Raw genomic sequence first — 20,964 nt, forward strand, 5'->3', positions numbered from 1 at the left:
GGGCCGGGCGCGGGCCAAGGCGCGTCAGGGTCGCGCGGCGGGTGCGGTGGCGGTCACCAGCCGGACGGGCGGGTGCATCGACCAGTGCCGGGCCGACGTGTGCACCGCGTCCGCGCCGCCCTGCCGGAGGGCGTCGGCGTAGCCGGCGGTGCCCTCGAAGTCGAGGATCACCACCCGCCCGCCCGGCCGCACGACGCGCAGCAGCTCGCCGACGGCGCGGGCCCGCTCGCCGGCCGGCAGGTTGTGGATGGCCAGGCCGGCCAGGGCCAGGTCGAACTCGGCGGCCGGGAATGGCAGGTCACGCATGTCGCCGTCGAGGACCTCCACCCGGTCGGCGACACCCGCGGCCCGGGCGTTGGCCAGCAGCGCGGCGCGGCCGTTGCCTGACTGGTCCTGGGCCCGCCAGAGGTCCACCCCGACCAGGTGCCCGCGGGGGACGTGCCGGGCGGCGCGCAGCAGGACCGCCCCGCGGCCCGGGCCGACCTCGAGGACCCGCTCGTCGCCGCGCAGGGCCAGGCCGTCCAGGGTCCGGTGCCACAGGCGGTGCTTGGCGACCAGGCTGCTGTACACCATCCAGACCGACTGCGTCAGCAACGTCAGCGCGGTCAGGGCCAGCCCGGCGCTCACCGCCACCGCGGCCGCCCCGCCCCACGCGGCCCGCAGCAGCGCGAACACCGGCCAGGCCAGCACCCCCAGGGCAACGCCGAGCAGGGCCAGTGTCCGCACGACCCCTGGCGCGTCGATCCCAAACTTCGCACGCATCTTTACACTGTAAAGGAGCTATCCTTACGGTGTAAAGATGCAAGGGGGGCAGTGATGCGGGGAGACCTGAGCCGGGCGGCGATCGTGGCGGCCGCACTCGCCCTCGTCGACGAGGCCGGGCTCGACGCCCTGTCGATGCGCCGGCTCGGCCGCGCCCTCGGCGTCGAGGCGATGGCGCTCTACCACCACTTCCCGAACAAGGTCGCGCTCCTGGACGCGGTGGTCGCCGCGATCACCCCCGAGCCTCCGGAGCCGACCGGGGACTGGCGGCAGGACCTGACGACCCTCAGCCACCGCTACCGCGAAACGGTGAACGCTCACCCCCGGCTGCTGCCCGTCATGCTGTCCCGGCCGACCCGTGGCGCGCGGGCCGCCGCCACCCTCGAGGCCCAGTACGCCGCGCTGCGCCGGGCCGGGCTCGACGGCTCGGCCCTGCTCGACGCGCACCGCACCTGGGGCAGCTACGTCCTGGGCTACCTCGTCGTCGAGCAGCAGGGCCGCACCGGCCCGCACACCGACGCCGAGTGGCGGCCGGTCGTCAGCGCCGACACGCCCGTCACCGCCGGGCTCGACCGCTACCAGGGGGCCCGCGACTGGGATGAGCAGTTCGACATCGGCCTGGCCATGCAGCTCGACGCCATCGCCGCGCTCGCCGCCAGCACCCCGGCGTGACCCGCACCGGCGTGACCTCGCCGCGCGGCCTGCCCGGTCCCGGAGGCCGGCGCCGGTAGGGTCGGGCGGCATGAAGCTGCGCGAAGAGGACGTCACGATCGCGGCGGACGGCTACGACATCCGGGCGCGGGTCGTCGCGCCGGTCGGGGCCGGGCCGTGGCCGGGGCTGCTGCTGTACACCGACATCTTTCAGCTCACCGAGTCGACGCTGCGCACCGCGCGGCGGCTGGCGGCGGCCGGGTTCCTGGTGTGCGCGCCGGAGATCTACCCGCGCGGCGAGCTGGCCGGGGTGGCGCTCGAGTTCGACGACGCCGGGAAGGCGGCCGGGCTGGGCGCGGCGAGCGCGACGACGACCGCCGAGTTCGACGCCGACCGGGCCGCGGTCCTGGACCACCTGGCCGGGCGCGACGACGTCGGCATGCTCCACGCGGCCGGCTTCTGCATCGGCGGGCACCTCGCGTTCCGGGCCGCGCTCGACCCGCGGGTCGCGGCGACCGTGTGCTTCTACCCGACCGGGCTGCACGACGGGAAGCTCGGCGCCGACGACCCCGGCTCCCTCGCCGCGGCCGACCGCATCCGCGGTCGCCTGATGGTGATCTTCGGCGCGCAGGACCCGCACGTGCCGGCGCCGGCACGGGTGCGCATCCTCGACGCCCTGTACGCGGCCGGCCACGACGACCTGGAGCTGCACATCTACGCCCAGGGCGAGCACGCGTTCATGCGCGACATCGGCGGCCGCTACGACCCGGCCCTGACCGACCTGGGCCTGGCCGAGGCGGTGTCATTCCTGCGCGGGCGCTGAGGGCGGCGTGATCCGCACGATCGTCGGGCCACCGACGAGGACCTGGCTAGCGGCTGGTGTGGACGGCGGTGGCGTAGGACACGGCGAGTCCGAGCGAGGCCAGCAGGGCGAGTTTCGCGGTTGCCGGGGCTGCGACGTGGTGCAGGGCGATGGCGGTGAGGATCAGGATCGGCGCGTGCAGGAGGTATGCGTGGTATGCGGCCCGGTCGGCCGCGGCGAGGGCGGTTCGTGGCCGGTCGGCGGTGTGGCGCTGGAAGAGGGCGAGCGTGCCGATTGACGCACCGGTGGCGATGACGCCTTCTGCGGCGCTGAGGGCGGCGGACTGCCAGTGGGCGCCGCCGAGGAACGGGTCGGTGCCGCCGGTGGGTGCGGTAACGGCGATGACGGCGGTGAGGGCGGCCGCGGCTGTGCCGGCGGCGGCGAGTGCGGCGTTGGCGAGGTGGCGCGGGATCGGGTCGGCCAGCCAGCCGCGACGTCCGGCGGCGATGCCGAGGCAGAACAGTGCGGCGCATTGGGGCCACTACCATAGGTGCAGGTTGGCGGGTTGGGCGGAGTCGACCGGGAAGGCGAGCCGCACGATGAAGCTGCCGGCGGCGATGAGGATGGCCGCGGTGAGGAGGTGCCGGCGTCGCATCGGCGCGGGCGGTGCCGGCGGTGGTTGACGCCGTCCGGTGAGCGTGGCTGCGGCGGCGGAGAAGATGAGCAGGACCGCGACGAACCATAGGGGTCCGTTGTCGTAGGGCGGTCGCTGGTGGGTCAGGATCTCCCGGAAGGTGCGGTTGCCGCCGTCGCTGCGTTCGAGGAGCCAGATCAGGGCCGGCCAGACGCCCGCACCGCGGACCACGAACATCACAGGCCCGGCCTGGCCGGCAGCGTGCGGGCGTAGCGGACACCCCGCGCGACCCAGGCAGCGAGCCGTCGCCTGGTGCCCAGGCCCGACGGATCGACGCGCAGCCAGCCGTCCATCGGCCGGCCGCGCATCTCGAACGGCGCCGTCTCGACCCGGCGCAGCAGCCTCGCCGTATCGGCCGGGTCGACGCGGACCAGCAGGCCGCCATGGCCGCTGGCGCTCACCGCCAGGTTACCGTTGACGAGAAAGGCCAGCCCGCCGAACATCCGCCGCTCGGTCAGCCCGGACTCATGCTGCACGACCTGCCGGATACGGCCGGCAAGCTCCTCGTCGTATGCCACCACGGCTGCTCAGACCGACCCGGAGGTTCGCTCGCGGGCCTGTTGAAAGGGCACACGATCGAAGATGAACCGGCTGTAGGTGATCTTCCCGTCCTCGACCGTCACCGACTCGGCGGCCGGCCCGCTCGCCACGGCGACGGTGGCGGTGTCGTACACGACAACGGCCGTCCGCTCGTCGCCGAACGCGGCGATCACCGTCGCGCCGAGCAGCATCTGCACGAAGGGGGCCATGAACGCGCGGTACGCCACAGCCCCCTCGATCCGGCCCGCCGGCGCGTCACACACCACGTTCCCGGCGACGTAGGACATCGCCCGGTCGAGGTCCTTGCCGGTCCACGCCTCGTGGTACGCCAGTGCGATCCGCAAGGCGGCGCCCATCTGCTCGGTCATCACTGCTCTCCTGTCAACTCGGCTTCACATGACCCCGGTCACCTGTTGCGACACCGTGGCCGGTCCGATCGGAACGGCAACTGGCAGGATGCCGTGGTGACCCGTACCACACTCGATCGCGCCCGGGCCGGTGACGCGGACGCGTTCGGAGAGCTGATCGAGCCGTACCGTCGCGAGCTGCTGCTGCACTGCTACCGCATCCTCGGCTCACTCACGGACGCCGAGGACGTGCTGCAGGAGGCCATGATCGCGGCGTGGCGCGGGCTCGGCGGGTTTGCGGGCCGGGCTTCGATCCGCGGCTGGCTCTACCGGATCGCCACCAATCAGTGCCTCAACACGCTCCGCGCGCACAGGCGTCGGATCCCGACCGAGCCCACACCGCCGTTCCAGCCGCCGCCGCCGAGCCGCCGCGGCGAGATCCCCTGGCTGCAGCCGTACCCGGACACGCTGCTCGACCAGACGCCTGACACAGCACCGGGCCCCGCGGCCCGATACCAGATGCGGGAAGCGGTCGAACTCGCATTCGTGACCGCGCTGCAGCGCATGCCGCCTCGCCAAGCATCCACGCTCGTCCTGCGCGACGTGCTCGGATTTTCAGCAGCCGAGGTCGCAGCCATGCTCGCCACGACGCCGACCGCGGTCAAAGGCACCCTCCAGCGCGCCCGCGCCGCACTGCAAGCGCATCGCGGCACCGGCCGGCCCGCACCGGCACCGGGCTCTGCGACCGAACACGAGTTGGTCCGAAGCTTCGCCGACGCATTCGTCGCCGCCGACCTCGACCGCCTGCTCGGCCTCCTCACGGACGACGCGTGGCTGAGCATGCCGCCGGCCACACACGAGTACCACGGCCGGCCGGCGATCGCCGAGTTCCTGCGAGCGAGCTGGGCCTACCGAGACACCCGGCAGCTGCACCTGATACCCGCCCGCGCCAACACCCAACCCGCGCTCGCCGTCTACGCCACCGGCCCCGACGGCGGAGCCGCCCACCCGGCCGGGCTCGCCGTCCTCACCCTTGCCGGCCACCGGATCAGCGCGATCACCCGCTTCCACACCGATCACCTGCTGCCCCGCTTCGGCCTGCCGGACATCCTCGCAGGACCGGGGCACTGACCCGAACCGCCCCGGCGGCCGAGCAACTGCACGCGAGCCCGCCGGGACCGCCGCCGGCTGCCGCCCTGCAGCGGTCCGGCCCGGCCCCGGACAGTACGTTGCACTGGTGCACATCCCCACCGACGACGAGATCCGCGCCCTGCACGAGCGGCTGGCCCCGAACCCGGCCGCGTTCGACCTCGTGTACACCCACTGCCGGATCGTGGCCCGGATCGCCGCCCGGATACCGGCCCCGGACGCGGACCCCGCGCTCGTGCGCGCCGGCTGCCTCCTGCACGACGTCGGCGTCTACCGCCTCGCACCCGGGGAGGCGTACATCCGCCACGGCCTGCTCGGCCATGAGATCCTCGCCGGGCTCGGCTTTGCCGACACCGTGGCCCGGTTCTGCTCCCACCACACCGGCGTGGGCCTGCGCCGCGCCGATATCGCGGCCCAGGCGCTGCCGCTGCCGCCCGGCGACTATCTGGCCGAGACCCCCGAAGAGCGCCTCGTCATGTACGCCGACAAGTTCCACAGCAAGTCGAGCCCGCCGCGCTTCCTGACCGCCGCCGCCTACACGGCCGTCGCCGCGCGCTTCGGCGAGCACCAGGCCGCGGCGTTCAAGGTCATGGTCGCGCACTACGGCGAGCCGGACCTGGCCCCGCTCGCCGACGAGTACGGCCACCTGATCGTCCCGGCCTGACGGCACCGCGCGGCCATCCGGAGCGATCGTGTGACGCGCGCCGCCGCCCGGCCCGGCCGGACGGCCGATGGTCGCTGACTGCACGGCTGGAACAGTCCGGGTCGCGCGCGGCTAGCGTGCTGGCATGATTCCGTCCAAGGACGACGTGCGCCTGCCGGGACTGGCCATGGGCGTCGACGAGGTCTACTCCGTGCTGAACCGCCAGCCGGACCGGGCCGGGCCGTTCCTGATCATCGGCCGGGCCTGCGGCCTCGCCCTGGACACCGCGTTCGCCGTCGACAACGGCAGCCAGGCGCTGACGTGGCCGCCGCACGGCCATCGCCACCAGCTCTGGTACCTCGGCCCGACAGGCGTCGTCGGCGAGGTGAGCGTGGTCTCGGCGGCCAACGGGCTGGCCCTCGACGCAACGTCCGCGATCTCCGGCGACATCCATCCGGTGCTGTGGGAGCCCAACGGCGAGCCCTGGCAGCGCTGGTACCTGCAGGAGGCGCCGGACGGCGCCGGCTACCTCATCCAGTCGGCCCACAACCGCCGCTACCTGACCCTGAACGACGAGGCCGAACCCCGCTGGAGCCCCTGGTTCGAGGACCGGCACGGACGCCAGGCGCAGCAGTGGCTTGTGGCGCTGCCGCACGGGCCGGTGTCGCGGCCGGAGCTCCCGGCGAGCCACGTTCCGGGCCCGGTGCTGTTCTAGCGCCGGCGAGGTGGCGGGTCGCGGCCGACGAGGGCGGTTCGGATGACAGGGTCCTGGCCTGCGGGGTTCTAGGCTCGCGGTCGTGAGCGATCTGGCTGTGTGCCTGAGCAGGAGCTGTACCACCGGCTGGCTCGACTGGATCCACGGCGAGCTCTGGCTGGCGCAGGACCGGCTGATCCGGCGGCGGCTGGGGCTCGGGGCGACGGTGCGCAACGAATACGGGCCGACGGTCGTGGCGCCGCTGCCCTCCGCGCCCGCGGCGTCGTTCGACGACGAGGCTCTGCTGGCCGGGCACCCCACCAACCGGGTCATCCGGTTCGACGAGGTGGCCGCGGCCGACCTCGTGCGGGGATTGACGTGCGGGGCGCTGCGGGTGCAGATGCGTGACGGGCGGCGGCACAAGCTCCTGTGGCTCAACCGTGACCCGGCGGGGCACTTCCTGGCCGGGGCGCTGCCGGTCGCGCTCGGCGGGCGCGTCCGGGTCGGCTGAGATCCGGGGGGCAGCCCCCGTATGCGTCCGGGGGATTGTCGGATGGTCCGCGCCCGGCGCTTCGCGGAGGCTGAGGTGGCGTGCCGGCCGGTAGCGGACCGGTCGGCGGTCCCGGTCTGGAGCCTCCGATGTCCGTGCTCACAAGGATAGGTCTCGCGGTGCGTACGTGGCATCGGCCACTGCTCGTCCACGCCACCCTCATGTTCGCCCTGGCCGCCTTCGCCGCCGTGGCGGTGTTCGCCGACGACCGGCGGCTGCTCGGTGAGCCGGTCTGGGCCAAGCCGATGAAGTTCGGCGTCGCGATGGGCGTCTACAGCCTGACCCTCGCGTGGCTGCTGCCCCGGCTCACGAAGGGCCGGCGGACCGGCTGGTGGTTCGGCACCCTGTTCGCCGTCGCCGGGGTCCTCGACGTCGGCGCGGTCGCGTGGGCCGCCGCGCACGGGACGTTCAGCCACTTCAACCGCAACACCGACGACGTGGCCAGGACCGTGCAGACGATCTTCTCCTTCGGGATCATGCCGCTGCTGGTGGCCACGCTGGTGATCGCGATCCTGCTGCTCGTGCAGCGCACCGGCGACGCGGCCCTCACCCGGGCGCTGCGGGCCGGGCTCGGGCTGGCCTTCGCGAGCATGGTGGTGGCGCTGTGGCTCAGCACCGCCTCCGGCAAGCAGCCGCGCACCGAGGTCGACGCGAACGGGACAGTGGTGTCGCTGGGCGGCGCGCACGGCATCGGCGACCCGGACGGGCACGGCATGGCCCTCACGAACTGGAGCACGACGGGCGGCGACCTGCGGGTGCCGCACTTCGTCGGCCTGCACGCGATCCAGGTCCTGCTGGCCGTCACCGCGGCCCTGAGCCTCCTCGCGAAGCGCGGCGACCGGGCGTGGCTGCGCGGCGAGCGGGCCCGGGCGCGGCTTGTCGGTGCGGCCGCGGCCGGCTACGCCGGGGTGTTCGCGGTGCTCAGCTGGCAGGCGTGGCGCGGGCAGTCGGTGCTGCACCCCGACACCGCGACGCTCGCCGCGTTCGCCGCGGTCGCGGTCCTCACGGTGCTGGGCGCGGCCGTCGCCGTCGGCCGGCCGCCGTCGGCGCGGCCCGGGCCCGCAGCGCACCGGACCGGCCGTCCCGGCCTCGCCCAGACCGGCCCCGGCCGGTAGCGGCGCTGCCCTCGTGGTGCGGGCGGCCCGCCACGGCGAGCGGCGGCCATCGCTCAAGCGACGACCGCGGCCGCCTTGCGGGCCGTCTTGATCCGGTACATGTCCGCGTCGGCGTCGCGCAACAGCGCGTCGAGCGCGGACGGGGCACCGCTGGCCACGCCGATGCTGGCGCCGACGAGCGCACCGTCGTAGGGCTCGCTCAGCGCCTCGGCGAGCCGGACGGCGAGGCGGCGGGCGGCGGCCGGGGTCGAGCCGGGCAGCACGACGGCGAACTCGTCACCGCCGAGGCGCACGGCCAGGTCCCGCTCGCCGATCCCGGCGGCCAGGCGCCGGGCCGCCGCCACCAGCAGGGCGTCGCCGGCATGGTGGCCGTAGTGGTCGTTCACCTGTTTGAAGCCGTCGAGGTCCAGCACCAGGATGCTCACCCCGCCGTCCGGCGGGAGCGCGGCCATGTGCTCGGCGAGCAGGGCCCGGTTCGCCAGCCCGGTCAGCGTGTCGTGGGTCGCCCGGTGGCGCAGCTCCTCGTGCAGCTGCCGCAGCTCCGCGTTGCTGCGGTCGAGGCTGGTGAGCAGCCGGTTGTTGTCGTGGAACGCGACGAGCTGCCGGGTCACCACGAGCAGGGTGATGAGCAGGACGCCGGCGGCGACACCCCACAGGCGGGGGTCCGCCCCGGTGGCGCCGAGCGCGAACATGAGCAGCAGCTCGGTGACGGCCACGGCCAGATACGGCATGACGCTGGTGCGCCGCCGCGGAGCCCGGGCGTGCTCACCCGGCTGCCGCAGCTGCACCTCCTGCATCCGCAGGCTCGCCACGACGAGGAGGCACGACAGCAGTGACGCCACCGTCTCGACCCGCGGGTTCGAGCCGATGATGATGATCGTCGCGGCCGAGCCCAGCGCCGTGCCGGCCACCCCGATGCAGCCGGCCACCCCGGCCAGGCGAGTGAACGGCGCCGTGCCGCTCAGGATGAGCTTCAGCACGCCGAGGACGACGACGAGCATGACGACCGACATGGCGGCGAACAGGACCCGGTCGGCGATGCGGGGACTGTCCAGGTGCGCGCCCAGGGCGAAGTACCACAGCAGCACCGCCACCCCGGCCAGCACCGTCGCCGCGTCCAGCCACAGCCGCAACCGCAGCCGCCCGGTGTCACCGAGCGGGTGGCGCAGCATGATGATGACGACGACTGTCATCGAGCACACCACGAGCGACGTCTGCACGAGGCTGATCGGCGTCCCCGGCCCGCCCCGCGCGACGAGCACTGTCTGCAGGCCGTCGCCGGTGGCGCACATCGCCCCGACGACCGTGAGCCCGCGCCAGAACCGGCGCGCGGGCCGGTCGCCGGCGTTGAGCGCGTGCAGCCGGCGGGAGAAGACGATGACGCAGACGTCCAGGCCCGTCTGGATGGCCCACGACAGCACGGAGCCGCCCGGCCCGGCGAGATACCAGCCGACCATGGCGACCGCGAGCGCTCCCATGCCGAGCAGCACGGGGTCGCGCAGCAGTGCCGGCGGCCGTCTCATGCCCATGCGCATCGGCCGTCGGGCGGCGCAGCTGAGCGGTTCACCGGGGGGCCCGGGTCACTACCATGGCCCGGTGGATGTGCTGGATGAGGTACTGCACCGGGCCGGTGCCGACCCCGGTGTGCTCGGCGTGATCCTGACCGGCTCCCATGCGCGCGGTCTGGCCACCGCCCACTCCGACGTCGACGTGACGGTGGTGGTCGCCGAGCAGGAGGTGCCCTGGCGGCACGTCACGCGCACGGCGGTGCTCGACGAGGTGGTGTGCACGGCCGCCGCGCTCGCGGACACCTCGGTGCGGTGGCAGCGCTACGGGTACCGGGGCGCCAGGGTGCTGCTCGACCGGCTCGGCGGGGGCATCGCCGCGCTCGTGCAGCGCCAGGCGACCCCCTCGGCCGAGGAGGCGGCGGCGACCGGGCGGGCGGCGCTCGACGCCTACCTCAACCAGCTGTACCGGGCCGCGAAGAACCACTGCGCCGGTGCCGTGGCCGCGGCGGGTCTCGACCTCGCCGAGAGCGTGCCGTGGCTGCTGGAGACCGTGTTCGCGCTGCACGGCCGGCTGCGGCCGTACAACGCGTATCTGCAGTGGGAGCTCGACACCTACCCGCTCCCGGCGCCGTGGGCGCAGACCCTGCGGCCCGAGCGCGTGGGGCAGGTGCGCCATGTCACGGCGGTGGAGGCCCTGGCGGCGCAGCGGGGCCACGCCGACGTGCTCGCCGGGTGGGGTGAGGACCTCGACCTGATCCGGCGCTACGCGGGCTAGCGGGTCGCGGCGCGGTTCGTGTGGATCTCGATGACGGCGGCCGGGCAGCGGTTCGCGGCCTCGTACGCCGACTCCTGGTGCTCGGCCGGCGGGTGCTCGGCGATCAGGATCACCACGCCGTCGTCGTCGCGCTGGTCGAACACGTCAGGGGCGACGAGCGCGCACACGCCCGAGCCGATGCACTTGTCCACGTGGACCTCGACCCGCATCAGTCCCCACCCTCACCCGAAGCCTCGATGCCGTCCCACGTCACGGGGACGGCGACCGGTCCCAGCACGGCCGACGCCACCTTGAACCGGATGTCCGCGAACGGCACGGCTAGGCGCAGTGTCGGGATCCGCCGCGGCAGGGCGGCCAGCACGGCGGTCAGTTCGAGCCGGGCCAGCTGCTGCCCGACGCACTGGTGGGGGCCGTGCCCGAAGCCGACGTGCGGGCCGGTGGGGCGGCCGATGTCGAGGCGGTCGCCGTCGGCGTACAGGGCCGGATCGCGGTTGGCGGACTGGATCGCGACCACCACGTAGTCGCCGGCCTTGATCGGCTGCCCGGCGATCGTGGTGTCCTCGGTCGCCGCGCGCAGCAGGCCGCCACCGACGCCGAGGTAGCGCACGAGCTCCTCGGCGCCCGCCGCGGCAAGTGTCGGGTCGTGGCGCAGCCGGGCCAGCTCCTGCGGGTGCTCCAGCAGCGCCAGCACGCCGTGGGCAATCATGCTGGCGGTGGTGTCGTAGCCGGCGACGAGCAGCCCCGCGCTCATCCGGACCAGCTCGGTGTCGGTGAACGGCCGCTCGGTCTGGTCGCTGCGCACGATCATGCGGCTGAGCACGTCCTCGCCCGGGGCGGCCCGGCGGGCGGCGACCATCCCGTAGAGGTACTCGAACAGCGGCTGCATCGCGGCCGCCACGTCGGCGCCGCTCGACGCGCCCGCGAACAGCGCCTCGGCGGCGTGCTGGAACAGCGGGTGGTCGGCCGCGGGCACGTCGAGCATCCCGGCGATCACGGCCGTGGTGACCGGTTTGGCGAAGTCCGCGTAGAGCTCGGCCGGGGGCGCCGTCGCGGCCAGGGCGTCGATGCGCTCGTCGACGACGCGGCGCACCATCGGGCGCAGCTGCGCGATGCGGCGCATGTTCGACAGCTCCGGCGCCATGTGCCGGCGGAACCGCAGGTGCTCCGGTCCGTCCATGCGCGGGAAGTCGCCCTCGCCCGGCTCGCCGGCCGCGTAGCCGGCCAGGATGTGCGATCCGGTGCCGGGCCGGGTGCTGAACCGCTGCGGGTCGCCGAGCACCTCCCGGACGTCGGCGTAGCGGGTGACGAGCCACGCCTCGATCCCGGTCGGGCACTCGACCCGGCTCACCGGGTGGTGTGCACGCAGCTCGGCGTAGTCCGGTGGCGGCCCGAACGGGCAGCGCTGCGCACCGGCGAGCGGCAGCGGCACCGCAGTCATCGAAAACCCCCGATCGCAGTCACTGATGCTCATCCTTATCGATATCCGGACGACACGCCAAGCCCTTCGCGCCCGCGAAGTTCGATGGAACCCGGCGAAACCCGGCGAAAAGGTGTGACCTCGGTGGATCATGTAAAGAGCTGGTAACAGGTGAAAGTCGGTTGTCGACAATCAGCCGTCGACCGTTAAGGTTCTCGCATGCCCCAGACCGCGGCGCTGATCGCCACCTACCTGGAGCCCGAGCTCGTCGGCCGGATCGCGGCGGAGCCGGGCGTCGAGGTGCTCTACGAGCCGGAACTCCTGCCGGTTCCGCGGTACCGCTGCGACCACACCGGCACCGCCCGTGACCTGACCCCGGACCAGCAGGCCCGCTGGGCCCGGCTGCTCGAGCGGGCCGACGTCGCCTTCGACTTCGACTGGCAGGCCCCCGCCGAGCTCCCGCGGCGCGCCCCCAACCTGCGCTGGGTCCAGGGCACCAGCGCCGGCATCGGCGGGTTCGTCAACCGCACCGGCCTGGACCGCACCGACCTGACGTTCACGACCGCCGCCGGCATCCACGCCGTGCCCCTCGCCGAGTTCGCCGTCACCGGCGCCCTCTACTTCATCAAGGGCGTCCCCGAGCTGCGCCGCCGCCAGGCCGCGCACCGCTGGGAGCGCTACACCACCACGCAGCTCGCCGGGCGGACCGTCACCGTCGTCGGCCTGGGCGGCATGGGCCGGGAGGTCGCCCGCGCGTTCGCGGCCCTCGGCACCAAGGTGCTCGGCCTGGGCCGCGACCGCATCGGCGAGCTCGACGAGGTGCTGCCCGGCACCGACGTCCTCGTCCTGTGCTGCCCCCTCACCCCGCGGACCGAGGGCCTCATCGGCGCCGAGCAGCTCGCCCTGCTCCCGCACGGCGCGATCATCGTCAACATCTCCCGCGGCCAGGTCCTCGACGAGCCCGCGCTGCTGCAGGCCCTGACGTCCGGGCGGGTCAGCGCCGCGCTCGACGTCTTCGGCACCGAGCCCCTGCCGGCCGGGTCGCCGCTGTGGGACCTGGACAACGTGCTCGTCTCGCCGCACTCGGCCTCGACCGTCGCCACCGAGAACGCCGCGCTCACCGACCTGTTCTGCGACAACCTGCGCCGCTACCGCGCCGGGGAGCCGCTGCGCAACCTCTACCACCGCGACCGCGGCTACTAAGGAGCCTCATGCTCACGGGAACCTGGTACATCAGCCCGACCCCGTTCACCGACGCCGGTGACGTGGACGCGGCGAGCCTGGAGCGGATCGTCGCCGCCGCGGCGAGCTGGGGCGTCGACGGGATCACCATCCTCGGTGTCATGGGCGAGGCGGCCGACCTCACCGCGGCCGAGCGCGAGACGGTCCTGTCCACCGTCGCCGCGGCCGCCGCGGGCACGGTGCCCTTCGCGGTCGGCTGCTCGGCCCCGTCCGCGGCCGTCGTCGCGGCCAACGCCCGCCGCGCCGCCGCGGCCGGCGCGGCCGCCGTGATGGTCTCGGCTCCGCCGCTGCTCAAGGACACCGACCAGATCGCCGCCTTCTACCGCGCGGCCGACGCCGGCATCGCGGTCATCGTCCAGGACGAGCCGGCCGCGACCGGGGTCAACCTGCCGGTGTCGGCGCTGCTGGCCGCCCTGGACGCCAGCGGCAGCACCGTCGTCAAGCTCGAGGACCCGCCGACCCCGCCGAAGATCGGCAAGCTCCTGGCCCAACGGCCCGACCTCACCGTGTTCGGCGGCCTCGGCGGCGTCAGCGCATACTCGGAGCTGCGCCGCGGCGCCGCCGGCACGATGACCGGCTTCGCCTACCCGGAGATCCTCCGCGCGATCCGCCTCGCCTTCGAGCGCGGTGACCGCGCGGCCGCGGCCCGCATCTACGACCGCTTCCTGCCCTACATCGTCTTCGAGGGCCAGCTCCGCGTCGGCCTCGGCATCCGCAAGGAGGTCCTGCGCCGTCGCGGCGTCATCGCCACCGCCCGCACCCGCGCCCTCAACCCCCTGCCGGACGAGGCCACCCTGGCCGAGCTCGACGACGTCCTGGCCCGCGTCGGCCTGACCCCGTCGATCGACCCGTTCGAGGTGCCGGCGTGACCGCGGTGATCGGCGGCGCCGGCTCCGGCCTCGGCGCGGCCATCGCCGACGAACTGGCGGGCCGCGGCCACGACCTGCTGCTGTGGGCCCGCAACCGGGACCGCCTCGACACCGTCGCGGCCGGCCTGCGGGCCCGGCACGGCGTCACCGTCCACACCCTCAGCGCCGACGCCACCACCCCCGACGCCGCCGAAACCGTCGCGGCCGCGGCCGCCGGCACGCTCGGCTCCGTCGATGTGCTGGTCCTCAACGCCGGGGGGCCGCCGCCCGTCCCCGCCGACCGCACCGACGCCGACGGCTGGCGGACCGCGCTGCAGCTGCTCACCGTCACCCCGATCGACCTCGCGACCCGGCTCCTGCCCGGCATGCGCGAACGCCGCCGCGGCCGGATCATCGCCGTGCTCTCCTCGGGGGTACGCGAGCCGCTGCCCGACCTGTCCTACTCCAACGGCGGCCGGGCCGCCCTCGCCGCCTGGCTCAAGACCGTCGGACGGCTCGTCGCCGCGGACGGCGTGACAGTCAACGGCGTCGTGCCCGGCCGAATCGACACCGAGCGGGTCGCCGCCCTGGACGCCGGCCGGGCCCAGCGCACCGGCAAGGACGTCGCCGAGGTCCGCAGCGCCGCGATGGCCGACATCCCGGCCGGCCGCTACGGCAAGCCCGCCGAGTTCGCGGCCGTCGTGGGCTTCCTGAGCTCGCCGGAGGCGTCCTACGTGACCGCCAGCCTGCTCTCCGTCGACGGCGGCCTGATGCGGAGCCTGACATGACGTCTCCGGCGATCTCGCCCGAGGTCGCGTCGACCCCCGCATCCGGCATCCGGGCCGTCGCCAACGCCGCCTGGGCCGTGCCCGGCGCCGTGCACCTCGAGTTCGGCGAGCCCGACTTCCCGACCCCGCCGCACATCGTCGAGGCCGCCCACGCCGCCGCGCTCGCCGGGCACACCCGCTACGGCCCGAGCGCCGGGCTGCCGGCCATGCGCGAGGCGGTCACCGCGAAGCTGGCCCGGGACAACGACCTCGACGGCGTCACCCCGGACCGCGTGGTGGTCAGCGCCGGCGGTGTCGGCGCCCTGTTCTCCACCTACCGGACGCTGCTGTCGAACGGTGACGAGATACTGGTGCCGGACCCGGGCTGGACCAACTTCTCCACCCTGGCCACCATGCTCGGCGCGGTCCCGCGCGGCTACCGTCTGGACCCGGCCACCAACCACAGCCCCGACTACGACCACCTCGACCGCCTCCGGACCGACCGCACCCGGGCGATCGTCATCAACTCGCCGTCCAACCCGGTCGGCTACCAGTGGACCGCCGCACAGCTCGCCACCGTCGGTGCGTGGGCCGGCACCCACAACCTGGTCGTGATCTCCGACGAGTGCTACGACCAGCTGTGGCTCGACAGGCCCGCCGTGACGTTCTCCAAGGCGGCGCCCGGCACGCCGTTCGTCAGCGTCTTCTCGCTGTCGAAGAGCTACGCGATGACCGGCTGGCGGGTCGGCTACGCGCTCACCACACCCGAGCTCGCGGCCGGCATCACGCGGGTGCAGGAGGCCACGGCGTCCTGCGTCAACACCGTGACCCAGCACGCCGCGATCGCCGCCCTCACCGGCGAGCAGTCCTGCGTCGCGGACATGCGCAGCGCCTACCGCGACCGCCGCGACACCGCCCTGGAAACCGCGAAAGCCCTCGGACTGCCGGCCACCCGGCCGGCCGGCGCGTTCTACCTCTGGCTCGAATCCGACGTGTCCCCATTGGACCTGCTGCACCGGACCGGCACCGCAGTAGCGCCCGGCTCCGCGTTCGGTGCCGAGGGAGCCGGTCACGTCCGGCTCTCCCTCGCGGCCGCGAAAGACGACATCGTCCGCGGCCTGAGGAACCTGGCAACACCCCCATCCCCCCAGTAAGCACAGTGAAGGAGGCGTAGATGCCTTCCAAGCCGAAGATCCTCCTGGCGGCGTTCACCGCCGGCGTGGTCGCCCTGACCGCGGCCTGCGGCGGCGACGCCAAGGACTCCACCCAGAACTCCGGCGGCGGTGACCAGGCCCGCTACGGCGGCACCATGACCGTGGCCTACCAGAGTGACCCCAAGACCTTCGACCCGGCGGTGTGCTACGACGCCACCTGCTGGAACAACATGCGCATGCTGTACGACCGGCTCTACGACTACGTCGGCGACACCATGAACATCGAGCCCCAGGCCGCGACCGCCCTGCCCGAGGTGAGCGCGGACGGGCTCACGTACACCATCAAGATCCGCTCCGGGATGACCTTCAGCGACGGCAAGACGGTCACCGCGAAGGACTTCGTGTACTCCTTCACCCGCATCCTCGACCCGGCCACCAAGTCGCCGGTGCAGAGCTTCTGGACCGGGATCGCCGGCGCCGCCGACTACGCGAAGGCGCCGACCGGCTCGCTCGCCGGCATCACCGCGACCGACGACAGCACCCTGCAGGTCAAGCTCACCGCGCCCAACAGCTCGTTCAAGTACGTCCTGGCGATGCCGCACGCGTCGGTCATCGAGTCGGGCACGGCGAGCAAGCCCGTCGGCTCCGGCCCGTTCGTGATGGACCACTTCACGCCCGGCCAGGAGATCGTCGTCAACCGCAACCCCAAGTACTGGGACGCGCCGAAGCCGTACGTCGACAAGGTCGTCGAGAAGCTCGGCGTCGACCCGCACGTGCAGCTGCTGTCGCTGCAGAAGGGCACCATCGACCTGATGGGCGACCCGATCCCGGCCGCCGACTACCTCACCGTCGCGGGCGACGCGGCGCTCAAGCCGCAGATCAAGACGATCGTGAAGCCGTCGACGTACTACGTCACCATGAACACGCAGATGGCGCCGTTCGACAACCCGAAGGTCCGCGAGGCCGTCTCCTACGCCTTCGACCGCACCTTCCTGCTCAAGCTCGTCGCCGGGCAGGGCACCGTCGCCAACGAGTACCTGCCGCCGGGCATCACCGGCTACACCAAGGACAAGCTCGTCCACGACCAGGACATCGCCAAAGCCAAGCAGCTGCTGGCCGAGGCGGGCTTCCCGAACGGCTTCTCGACCACGATGTACTCGTGGAACACCTCGCCGTGGACCGCGCTGCTGCCCCAGCTGCAGCAGGACCTCGGCAAGATCGGCATCACGGTCGACGCGAAGCCGGTGCAGCAGAGCGCGTTCTTCGACCTCGCCGGCACCCCGAACAAGGCGCCGATGACGCTGACGTTCTGGGTCGCGGACTACCCCGACGCCAGCGACTTCTACCAGGCCCTGCTGTCCTGCGGGGCGGCGATCCCGGGCGGGCAGAACTACCCGTTCTACTGCAACAAGAACGTCGACGCCCTGGTCGACCAGGCCCTCGCGGCCAAGGACAACGACGCCGCCACGGCGATCTACGTCCAGGCGACCAAGGCGATGCTCGCCGACAACCCGGTCGTGCCGCTCTACTACGGCTCCAAGACCGAGGTGTTCGGCAAGACCGTCGGCGGCTACCACTCGCAGCCGATCTGGGGCTGGGACATGACCAACTACTGGAAGACGACGGGCACCGCCAGTCGCTGACCCGGTACTCCCGCCGGGGGTCGCTGAGCACACTCGAGGCCCCCGGCGGGGCGCCCAGACGAGGACACCGATGTGACAACCCTCCTTGAGGTCGACGACCTCACCGTCGACTTCGACCGCGACGGTGAGCGCTCCGCCGCCGTGCGCGGCGTCTCCTTCGCGGTCGGGGCCGGCGAGCGGGTCGGCATCGTCGGCGAGTCCGGCTCCGGCAAGTCCGTGACCGCCCAGGCCGTCATGCGACTGCTGCCGCAGACCGCGGGCGTCGGCGGGCAGGTCCGCTTCGACGGCCACGACGTGCTGACGTTCGACGCGAAACGCCTCGCCCGGTGGCGCGGCGCCGACATCGCCATGGTCTTCCAGGACCCGATGTCCAGCCTCAACCCGCTGCTGCGGATCGGCACCCAGCTCGCCGAGGGCCTGCGCCACCACCGCGGGCTCGGCAAGGCGGCGGCCCGGGAGGAGTCGGCCCGGCTGCTGCGCACCGTCGGCATCGGCGATGCCGAGCGGCGCCTGAAGGAGTACCCCCACGCGTTCTCCGGGGGTATGCGCCAGCGGGTCTGCATCGCCATCGCGGCCGCCTGCACACCACGGCTGATCGTGGCCGACGAGCCGACCACCGCGCTCGACGTCACCGTGCAGGCCCAGGTGCTCGACCTGCTCGACGAGCTCACCGACTCGCACGGCACGGCCACCATCCTGATCAGCCACGACCTCGGCGTCGTGTCGAGCTTCTGCGACCGGATCCTCATCATGTACGCCGGCCGCGTCGTCGAGTCGGGCCCGACGGACGAGATCGTGGCGCGCCCGACCCACCCCTACACGCGGGCGCTGCTCGACTCCATCCCGCGGCTGCGCGGCGACCTGCCCCGGCGGCTGCCCACGATCCCGGGCGCACCGCCGTTCGGCGGCGTCCCGGCCGGGCAGTGCTCGTTCGCCGGCCGCTGCCCCCGCGCCCAGGACCTGTGCCGCACCGTCGACCCGCAGCTGCGCCCCACCGGCCCCGGCGTGTCGGCCGCCTGCCACTTCCCGCTGGGGGACGGCGATGCCTGAACCCGCCGTGGACGTCCGCGACCTCAGCGTCGCCTACCGCAAGCGCACCGCCGTCGACGCCGTCAGCTTCACCATCGAGCCCGGCCGGACGCTCGGCCTCGCGGGGGAGTCCGGCTCCGGCAAGAGCAGCGTGGCCCGGGCCATCATGCGGGTCGTCGACCCCAGCGGCGGCTCGGTGCGCATCGGCGGCCAGGAGGTCACCCGGCTCAAGGGCACCGGCCTGCGCCGGTTCCGCCAGCACATGCAGATGGTGTTCCAGGACCCGTACGACTCGCTCAACCCGCGGCTCACCGTCGGCGAGAACGTCGCCGAGGCGCTCGTCGCCGCCGGGGTGCCCCGCCCCGACCACACGATCCGGGTCCGCGAGCTCTTCGGCCGGGTCGGGCTGCCGGCCGCGTTCACCGGCCGCTACCCGCACCAGCTCTCCGGCGGGCAGCGGCAGCGGGTCTCCATCGCCCGCGCGCTCGCGGTGGGCCCGCAGGTGCTGGTCTGCGACGAGGCGGTATCGGCGCTCGACGTGTCGGTCCGCGCCCAGATCCTCAACCTGCTCAAGGACCTGCAGGAGGCCGACGGGCTGGCGTACCTGTTCATCTCGCACGACATGTCCACGCTGCGGTTCATGGCCGACGACATCGCGATCATGCAGGGCGGCCGGATCGTCGAGACGGGCCCGAGCGCGGCCGTGTTCGCGAACCCGTCGCACGAGTACACCCGAAGCCTTATCGCGGCTGTTCCCGAGCCCGGCTCCGGAAGGAGGCAACGCCGTGACCGCACCGCTTGAACTGCCCAACATGGAAGGCACCGAGGTCGCCGCGCCCGGATTCTGGCGGCGGGCCCGGCGCAGCCTGCGCCACGACTGGCCGGCGCTGGTGTCGATCGTCCTGCTGATCCTGCTCGCCCTCGCCGCGATCCTGGCGCCGCTGCTCGCCCCGCACCCACCCCTGACCACCTACCCCGAGGGCCTGGAAGCCACCGGCGCACCCGTCGGGCCCGGCGGCGGGTTCCCGCTCGGCGCCGACCCCAACGGCCGCGACGTGCTGTCCCGGCTGCTCTACGGCGCCCGGGTGTCGCTCGTCATCGGCATCCTCGCCAACGGCCTGGCGACGGTCCTCGGCGTGCTCGTCGGGCTTGTCGCCGGCTACCTCGGCGGCTGGGTCGAGACCGTGCTCATGCGGATCACCGACGTGGTCATGTCGTTCCCGATCCTGCTGTTCTGCATCGCCCTCATCTCGGTCACGGGCCCCAGCGCCCGCAACGTCGTCATCGTCATCGCGCTCATCTACTGGACCGCGCTGGCCCGCATCATCCGCAGCCTCGTGCTGTCGCTCAAGGAGCGCGAGTTCATCGTCGCCGCGCGGACGCTCGGCCTGTCGCACTGGCGGATCATGCGCAGGCACCTGTTCCCGCACCTGGTGCCGACGACCATCGTCTACGCCACCCTCGGCGTCGCCTCCTCCATCCTCATCGAGGCGTCGCTGTCGTTCCTCGGCGTCGGCGTGCCCGTCCCGGACCCGTCCTGGGGCCAGATGATCGAGCAGGGCAAGGAGTACTTCACCATCGCGCCCTGGCTGCTGTTCTTCCCCGGCATCGCCCTGCTGCTGACCGTTCTGTCGTTCAACCTCGCCGGCGACTGGCTGCGCGACCTGCTCGACCCGACCGCCCCGGAGCGCCGCTGACATGGGCAAGTTCTTGCTGCGCCGGCTGCCGCAGGCGATCGTCGTGCTCTTCGGCGTCGTCACCCTCGCGTTCTTCATGACCCACGTCGTGCCCGGCGACCCGGCCCGGCTCATCGCGGGCCCCAACGCCAGCGCGGCCACCGTCGCCTCCATCCACACCCAGCTCGGCCTGGACCGCAGCCTCGGCTACCAGTACTGGACCTACCTGCGCCAGGTGATCCACGGCGACCTCGGCACCAGCTACGCCCTGCAGGGCACCTCCGTCGGCGAGGCCATCCGGCGGGCGGTGCCGGTCAGCGCGGCCGTCGCCCTGCTCGGCGTGCTGTTCGAGGTGCTGCTCGGCGTGCCGGCCGGGATCGTCGCCGCCTACCGGCCCAAGGGCCTGCTCGACCGGGCCGTCACCCTGGCCTCGCTCGTCGGGCTGTCCGCACCGCCGTTCTGGCTCGGCCTGCTGCTGCTCTACGCCCTCGCCTACAAGTCGAGCGTCTTCCCGCTCAGCGGCTACGAGTCGCCGTACCTCAACTACCTGATCCTGCCCGCCTTCACCCTCGGCCTGGGCGGCGCCGCCTGGTACGCCCGGCTCACCCGCACCAACATGCTCGAGGCCCTGCGCAGCCCCTACGTGCAGACCGCCCGGGCCAAGGGCATGCCGGAGCGCGTCGTGCTCCTGCGGCACTGCCTGCGCAACGTGCTCAGCCCGCTGCTGACCATGCTCGGCATGGACCTCGGCTACTTCCTCGGCGGCGTCGTCGTCATCGAGTCCGTGTTCGGCCTGCCCGGCATCGGCAAGCTCACGTTCGACGCCATCGGCACCCTCGACATCCCGATGATCACCGGCGCCGTGCTGTTCGCCGCGTTCTTCATCGTCCTCATGAACCTCCTCGTCGACCTCGCATATGCCGCCATCGATCCCCGCGTGCGGCGGTAGTACCCCCTC

The 20,964-nt window shown here is 73.3% G+C and carries 25 protein-coding genes; 18 read left to right on the forward strand and 7 right to left on the reverse strand.

The window, feature by feature from the left end; all coding sequences use genetic code 11:
* Positions 1–24: 24 nt before the first annotated feature.
* Complete coding sequence (locus Dvina_RS20565) at positions 25–762, reverse strand: class I SAM-dependent methyltransferase (RefSeq protein ID WP_246656338.1); 738 nt, start codon at positions 760–762, stop codon at positions 25–27.
* 54 nt (positions 763–816) lie between these two features.
* Here Dvina_RS20565 and Dvina_RS20570 point away from each other — a divergent pair, with 54 nt between their 5' ends.
* The 3 genes from Dvina_RS20570 to Dvina_RS20580 all read left to right on the forward strand — a co-directional run bounded on the left by Dvina_RS20570 (position 817) and on the right by Dvina_RS20580 (position 2,513).
* Positions 817–1,434 carry a TetR/AcrR family transcriptional regulator gene (locus tag Dvina_RS20570; protein WP_223104090.1) on the forward strand — a complete coding sequence of 206 codons (618 nt, stop codon included), beginning with the start codon at positions 817–819 and terminating at the stop codon, positions 1,432–1,434.
* 70 nt (positions 1,435–1,504) lie between these two features.
* On the forward strand, positions 1,505–2,236 hold the full coding sequence (locus tag Dvina_RS20575; RefSeq protein WP_223104091.1) for a dienelactone hydrolase family protein: 732 nt from the start codon (positions 1,505–1,507) through the stop codon (positions 2,234–2,236).
* A 7-nt stretch (positions 2,237–2,243) separates the two neighbouring features.
* Entirely contained in the window at positions 2,244–2,513 is a 270-nt protein-coding gene (locus Dvina_RS20580) for a hypothetical protein (RefSeq protein WP_223104092.1), read from the forward strand.
* Between the two features lie 243 nt (positions 2,514–2,756).
* Here the strand turns inward: Dvina_RS20580 and Dvina_RS20585 are convergent, their stop codons facing one another.
* Genes Dvina_RS20585 through Dvina_RS20595 form a run of 3 tightly spaced genes read right to left on the reverse strand, consistent with a single transcriptional unit; the run spans position 2,757 to position 3,817 of the window.
* Positions 2,757–3,089 (reverse strand): hypothetical protein, encoded by a 333-nt coding sequence (locus Dvina_RS20585; protein WP_223104093.1) that lies wholly within the window; start codon positions 3,087–3,089, stop codon positions 2,757–2,759.
* On the reverse strand, positions 3,086–3,427 hold the full coding sequence (locus Dvina_RS20590) for a TfoX/Sxy family protein (RefSeq protein WP_223104094.1): 342 nt from the start codon (positions 3,425–3,427) through the stop codon (positions 3,086–3,088). The genes Dvina_RS20585 and Dvina_RS20590 overlap by 4 nt, the downstream gene beginning before the upstream one ends.
* A gap of 9 nt (positions 3,428–3,436) precedes the next feature.
* Positions 3,437–3,817: a nuclear transport factor 2 family protein gene (locus Dvina_RS20595; RefSeq protein WP_223104095.1), complete on the reverse strand. Its 381-nt coding sequence runs from the start codon at positions 3,815–3,817 to the stop codon at positions 3,437–3,439.
* 96 nt (positions 3,818–3,913) lie between these two features.
* On the opposite strand from Dvina_RS20595, the gene Dvina_RS20600 reads away from it, so the two are divergent.
* The 5 genes from Dvina_RS20600 (at position 3,914) to Dvina_RS20620 (ending at position 7,947) form a co-directional block, all read left to right on the forward strand.
* Complete coding sequence (locus tag Dvina_RS20600; protein ID WP_223104096.1) at positions 3,914–4,927, forward strand: RNA polymerase subunit sigma-70; 1,014 nt, start codon at positions 3,914–3,916, stop codon at positions 4,925–4,927.
* Between the two features lie 106 nt (positions 4,928–5,033).
* A complete protein-coding gene (locus Dvina_RS20605) occupies positions 5,034–5,609 on the forward strand; it encodes an HD domain-containing protein (protein ID WP_223104097.1) in 576 nt (191 codons plus the stop codon).
* Positions 5,610–5,733: 124 nt separating this feature from the next.
* Complete coding sequence (locus Dvina_RS20610) at positions 5,734–6,303, forward strand: RICIN domain-containing protein (protein WP_223104098.1); 570 nt, start codon at positions 5,734–5,736, stop codon at positions 6,301–6,303.
* An 82-nt stretch (positions 6,304–6,385) separates the two neighbouring features.
* Positions 6,386–6,793: a hypothetical protein gene (locus Dvina_RS20615; RefSeq protein ID WP_223104099.1), complete on the forward strand. Its 408-nt coding sequence runs from the start codon at positions 6,386–6,388 to the stop codon at positions 6,791–6,793.
* A 128-nt stretch (positions 6,794–6,921) separates the two neighbouring features.
* On the forward strand, positions 6,922–7,947 hold the full coding sequence (locus Dvina_RS20620) for a hypothetical protein (RefSeq protein ID WP_246656339.1): 1,026 nt from the start codon (positions 6,922–6,924) through the stop codon (positions 7,945–7,947).
* A 53-nt stretch (positions 7,948–8,000) separates the two neighbouring features.
* Here Dvina_RS20620 and Dvina_RS20625 read toward each other — a convergent pair whose 3' ends face one another.
* Positions 8,001–9,470, reverse strand: a complete 1,470-nt coding sequence (locus Dvina_RS20625; protein WP_223104100.1) for a GGDEF domain-containing protein — start codon at positions 9,468–9,470, stop codon at positions 8,001–8,003.
* Positions 9,471–9,543: 73 nt separating this feature from the next.
* Between Dvina_RS20625 and Dvina_RS20630 the strand changes: the two genes are divergently transcribed.
* Positions 9,544–10,230, forward strand: a complete 687-nt coding sequence (locus Dvina_RS20630) for a nucleotidyltransferase domain-containing protein (RefSeq protein ID WP_246656340.1) — start codon at positions 9,544–9,546, stop codon at positions 10,228–10,230.
* On the opposite strand, the gene Dvina_RS20635 is transcribed toward Dvina_RS20630, so the two are convergent.
* Together Dvina_RS20635 and Dvina_RS20640 are read right to left on the reverse strand one after the other, a co-directional pair.
* The gene (locus Dvina_RS20635) at positions 10,227–10,439 is read right to left on the reverse strand and encodes a ferredoxin (protein WP_223104102.1); all 213 of its coding nucleotides are present in this window, start codon (positions 10,437–10,439) and stop codon (positions 10,227–10,229) included. The genes Dvina_RS20630 and Dvina_RS20635 overlap by 4 nt on opposite strands.
* Positions 10,439–11,668: a cytochrome P450 gene (locus Dvina_RS20640; protein WP_223104103.1), complete on the reverse strand. Its 1,230-nt coding sequence runs from the start codon at positions 11,666–11,668 to the stop codon at positions 10,439–10,441. The genes Dvina_RS20635 and Dvina_RS20640 overlap by 1 nt, the downstream gene beginning before the upstream one ends.
* A 198-nt stretch (positions 11,669–11,866) precedes the next feature.
* On the opposite strand from Dvina_RS20640, the gene Dvina_RS20645 reads away from it, so the two are divergent.
* From Dvina_RS20645 to Dvina_RS20685, 9 genes are all read left to right on the forward strand, one after another.
* Positions 11,867–12,850 (forward strand): D-2-hydroxyacid dehydrogenase, encoded by a 984-nt coding sequence (locus Dvina_RS20645; RefSeq protein WP_223104104.1) that lies wholly within the window; start codon positions 11,867–11,869, stop codon positions 12,848–12,850.
* Between the two features lie 8 nt (positions 12,851–12,858).
* Positions 12,859–13,758, forward strand: a complete 900-nt coding sequence (locus Dvina_RS20650; RefSeq protein WP_223104105.1) for a dihydrodipicolinate synthase family protein — start codon at positions 12,859–12,861, stop codon at positions 13,756–13,758.
* Positions 13,755–14,525 carry an SDR family oxidoreductase gene (locus Dvina_RS20655; RefSeq protein ID WP_223104106.1) on the forward strand — a complete coding sequence of 257 codons (771 nt, stop codon included), beginning with the start codon at positions 13,755–13,757 and terminating at the stop codon, positions 14,523–14,525. Before Dvina_RS20650 ends, Dvina_RS20655 begins: the two co-directional genes overlap by 4 nt.
* Complete coding sequence (locus Dvina_RS20660; RefSeq protein ID WP_223104107.1) at positions 14,522–15,658, forward strand: pyridoxal phosphate-dependent aminotransferase; 1,137 nt, start codon at positions 14,522–14,524, stop codon at positions 15,656–15,658. The genes Dvina_RS20655 and Dvina_RS20660 overlap by 4 nt, the downstream gene beginning before the upstream one ends.
* Before the next feature lie 20 nt (positions 15,659–15,678).
* Complete coding sequence (locus Dvina_RS20665) at positions 15,679–17,301, forward strand: ABC transporter substrate-binding protein (RefSeq protein WP_223104108.1); 1,623 nt, start codon at positions 15,679–15,681, stop codon at positions 17,299–17,301.
* A 72-nt stretch (positions 17,302–17,373) separates the two neighbouring features.
* Entirely contained in the window at positions 17,374–18,351 is a 978-nt protein-coding gene (locus Dvina_RS20670) for an ABC transporter ATP-binding protein (protein WP_223104109.1), read from the forward strand.
* Complete coding sequence (locus tag Dvina_RS20675) at positions 18,344–19,132, forward strand: ATP-binding cassette domain-containing protein (RefSeq protein ID WP_223104110.1); 789 nt, start codon at positions 18,344–18,346, stop codon at positions 19,130–19,132. The genes Dvina_RS20670 and Dvina_RS20675 overlap by 8 nt, the downstream gene beginning before the upstream one ends.
* A complete protein-coding gene (locus Dvina_RS20680; protein ID WP_246656341.1) occupies positions 19,116–20,027 on the forward strand; it encodes an ABC transporter permease in 912 nt (303 codons plus the stop codon). Before Dvina_RS20675 ends, Dvina_RS20680 begins: the two co-directional genes overlap by 17 nt.
* A 1-nt stretch (position 20,028) precedes the next feature.
* Positions 20,029–20,955, forward strand: a complete 927-nt coding sequence (locus Dvina_RS20685) for an ABC transporter permease (RefSeq protein WP_223104111.1) — start codon at positions 20,029–20,031, stop codon at positions 20,953–20,955.
* The last annotated feature ends 9 nt before the right edge of the window (positions 20,956–20,964 follow it).

It is taken from the genome of Dactylosporangium vinaceum (genome assembly GCF_019904175.1).
Taxonomy (GTDB): Bacteria; Actinomycetota; Actinomycetes; order Mycobacteriales; family Micromonosporaceae; genus Dactylosporangium; species Dactylosporangium vinaceum.

Coding starts and splice junctions, on each gene's coding strand:
- Dvina_RS20565 (WP_246656338.1), bottom strand. CDS start 762: ATGCGTGCGAAGTTTGGGATCGACGCGCCAGGGGTCGTGCGGACACTG.
- Dvina_RS20570 (WP_223104090.1), top strand. CDS start 817: ATGCGGGGAGACCTGAGCCGGGCGGCGATCGTGGCGGCCGCACTCGCC.
- Dvina_RS20575 (WP_223104091.1), top strand. CDS start 1,505: ATGAAGCTGCGCGAAGAGGACGTCACGATCGCGGCGGACGGCTACGAC.
- Dvina_RS20595 (WP_223104095.1), bottom strand. CDS start 3,817: ATGACCGAGCAGATGGGCGCCGCCTTGCGGATCGCACTGGCGTACCAC.
- Dvina_RS20610 (WP_223104098.1), top strand. CDS start 5,734: ATGATTCCGTCCAAGGACGACGTGCGCCTGCCGGGACTGGCCATGGGC.
- Dvina_RS20620 (WP_246656339.1), top strand. CDS start 6,922: ATGTCCGTGCTCACAAGGATAGGTCTCGCGGTGCGTACGTGGCATCGG.
- Dvina_RS20625 (WP_223104100.1), bottom strand. CDS start 9,470: ATGAGACGGCCGCCGGCACTGCTGCGCGACCCCGTGCTGCTCGGCATG.
- Dvina_RS20635 (WP_223104102.1), bottom strand. CDS start 10,439: ATGCGGGTCGAGGTCCACGTGGACAAGTGCATCGGCTCGGGCGTGTGC.
- Dvina_RS20640 (WP_223104103.1), bottom strand. CDS start 11,668: ATGACTGCGGTGCCGCTGCCGCTCGCCGGTGCGCAGCGCTGCCCGTTC.
- Dvina_RS20645 (WP_223104104.1), top strand. CDS start 11,867: ATGCCCCAGACCGCGGCGCTGATCGCCACCTACCTGGAGCCCGAGCTC.
- Dvina_RS20650 (WP_223104105.1), top strand. CDS start 12,859: ATGCTCACGGGAACCTGGTACATCAGCCCGACCCCGTTCACCGACGCC.
- Dvina_RS20660 (WP_223104107.1), top strand. CDS start 14,522: ATGACGTCTCCGGCGATCTCGCCCGAGGTCGCGTCGACCCCCGCATCC.
- Dvina_RS20665 (WP_223104108.1), top strand. CDS start 15,679: ATGCCTTCCAAGCCGAAGATCCTCCTGGCGGCGTTCACCGCCGGCGTG.
- Dvina_RS20675 (WP_223104110.1), top strand. CDS start 18,344: ATGCCTGAACCCGCCGTGGACGTCCGCGACCTCAGCGTCGCCTACCGC.
- Dvina_RS20685 (WP_223104111.1), top strand. CDS start 20,029: ATGGGCAAGTTCTTGCTGCGCCGGCTGCCGCAGGCGATCGTCGTGCTC.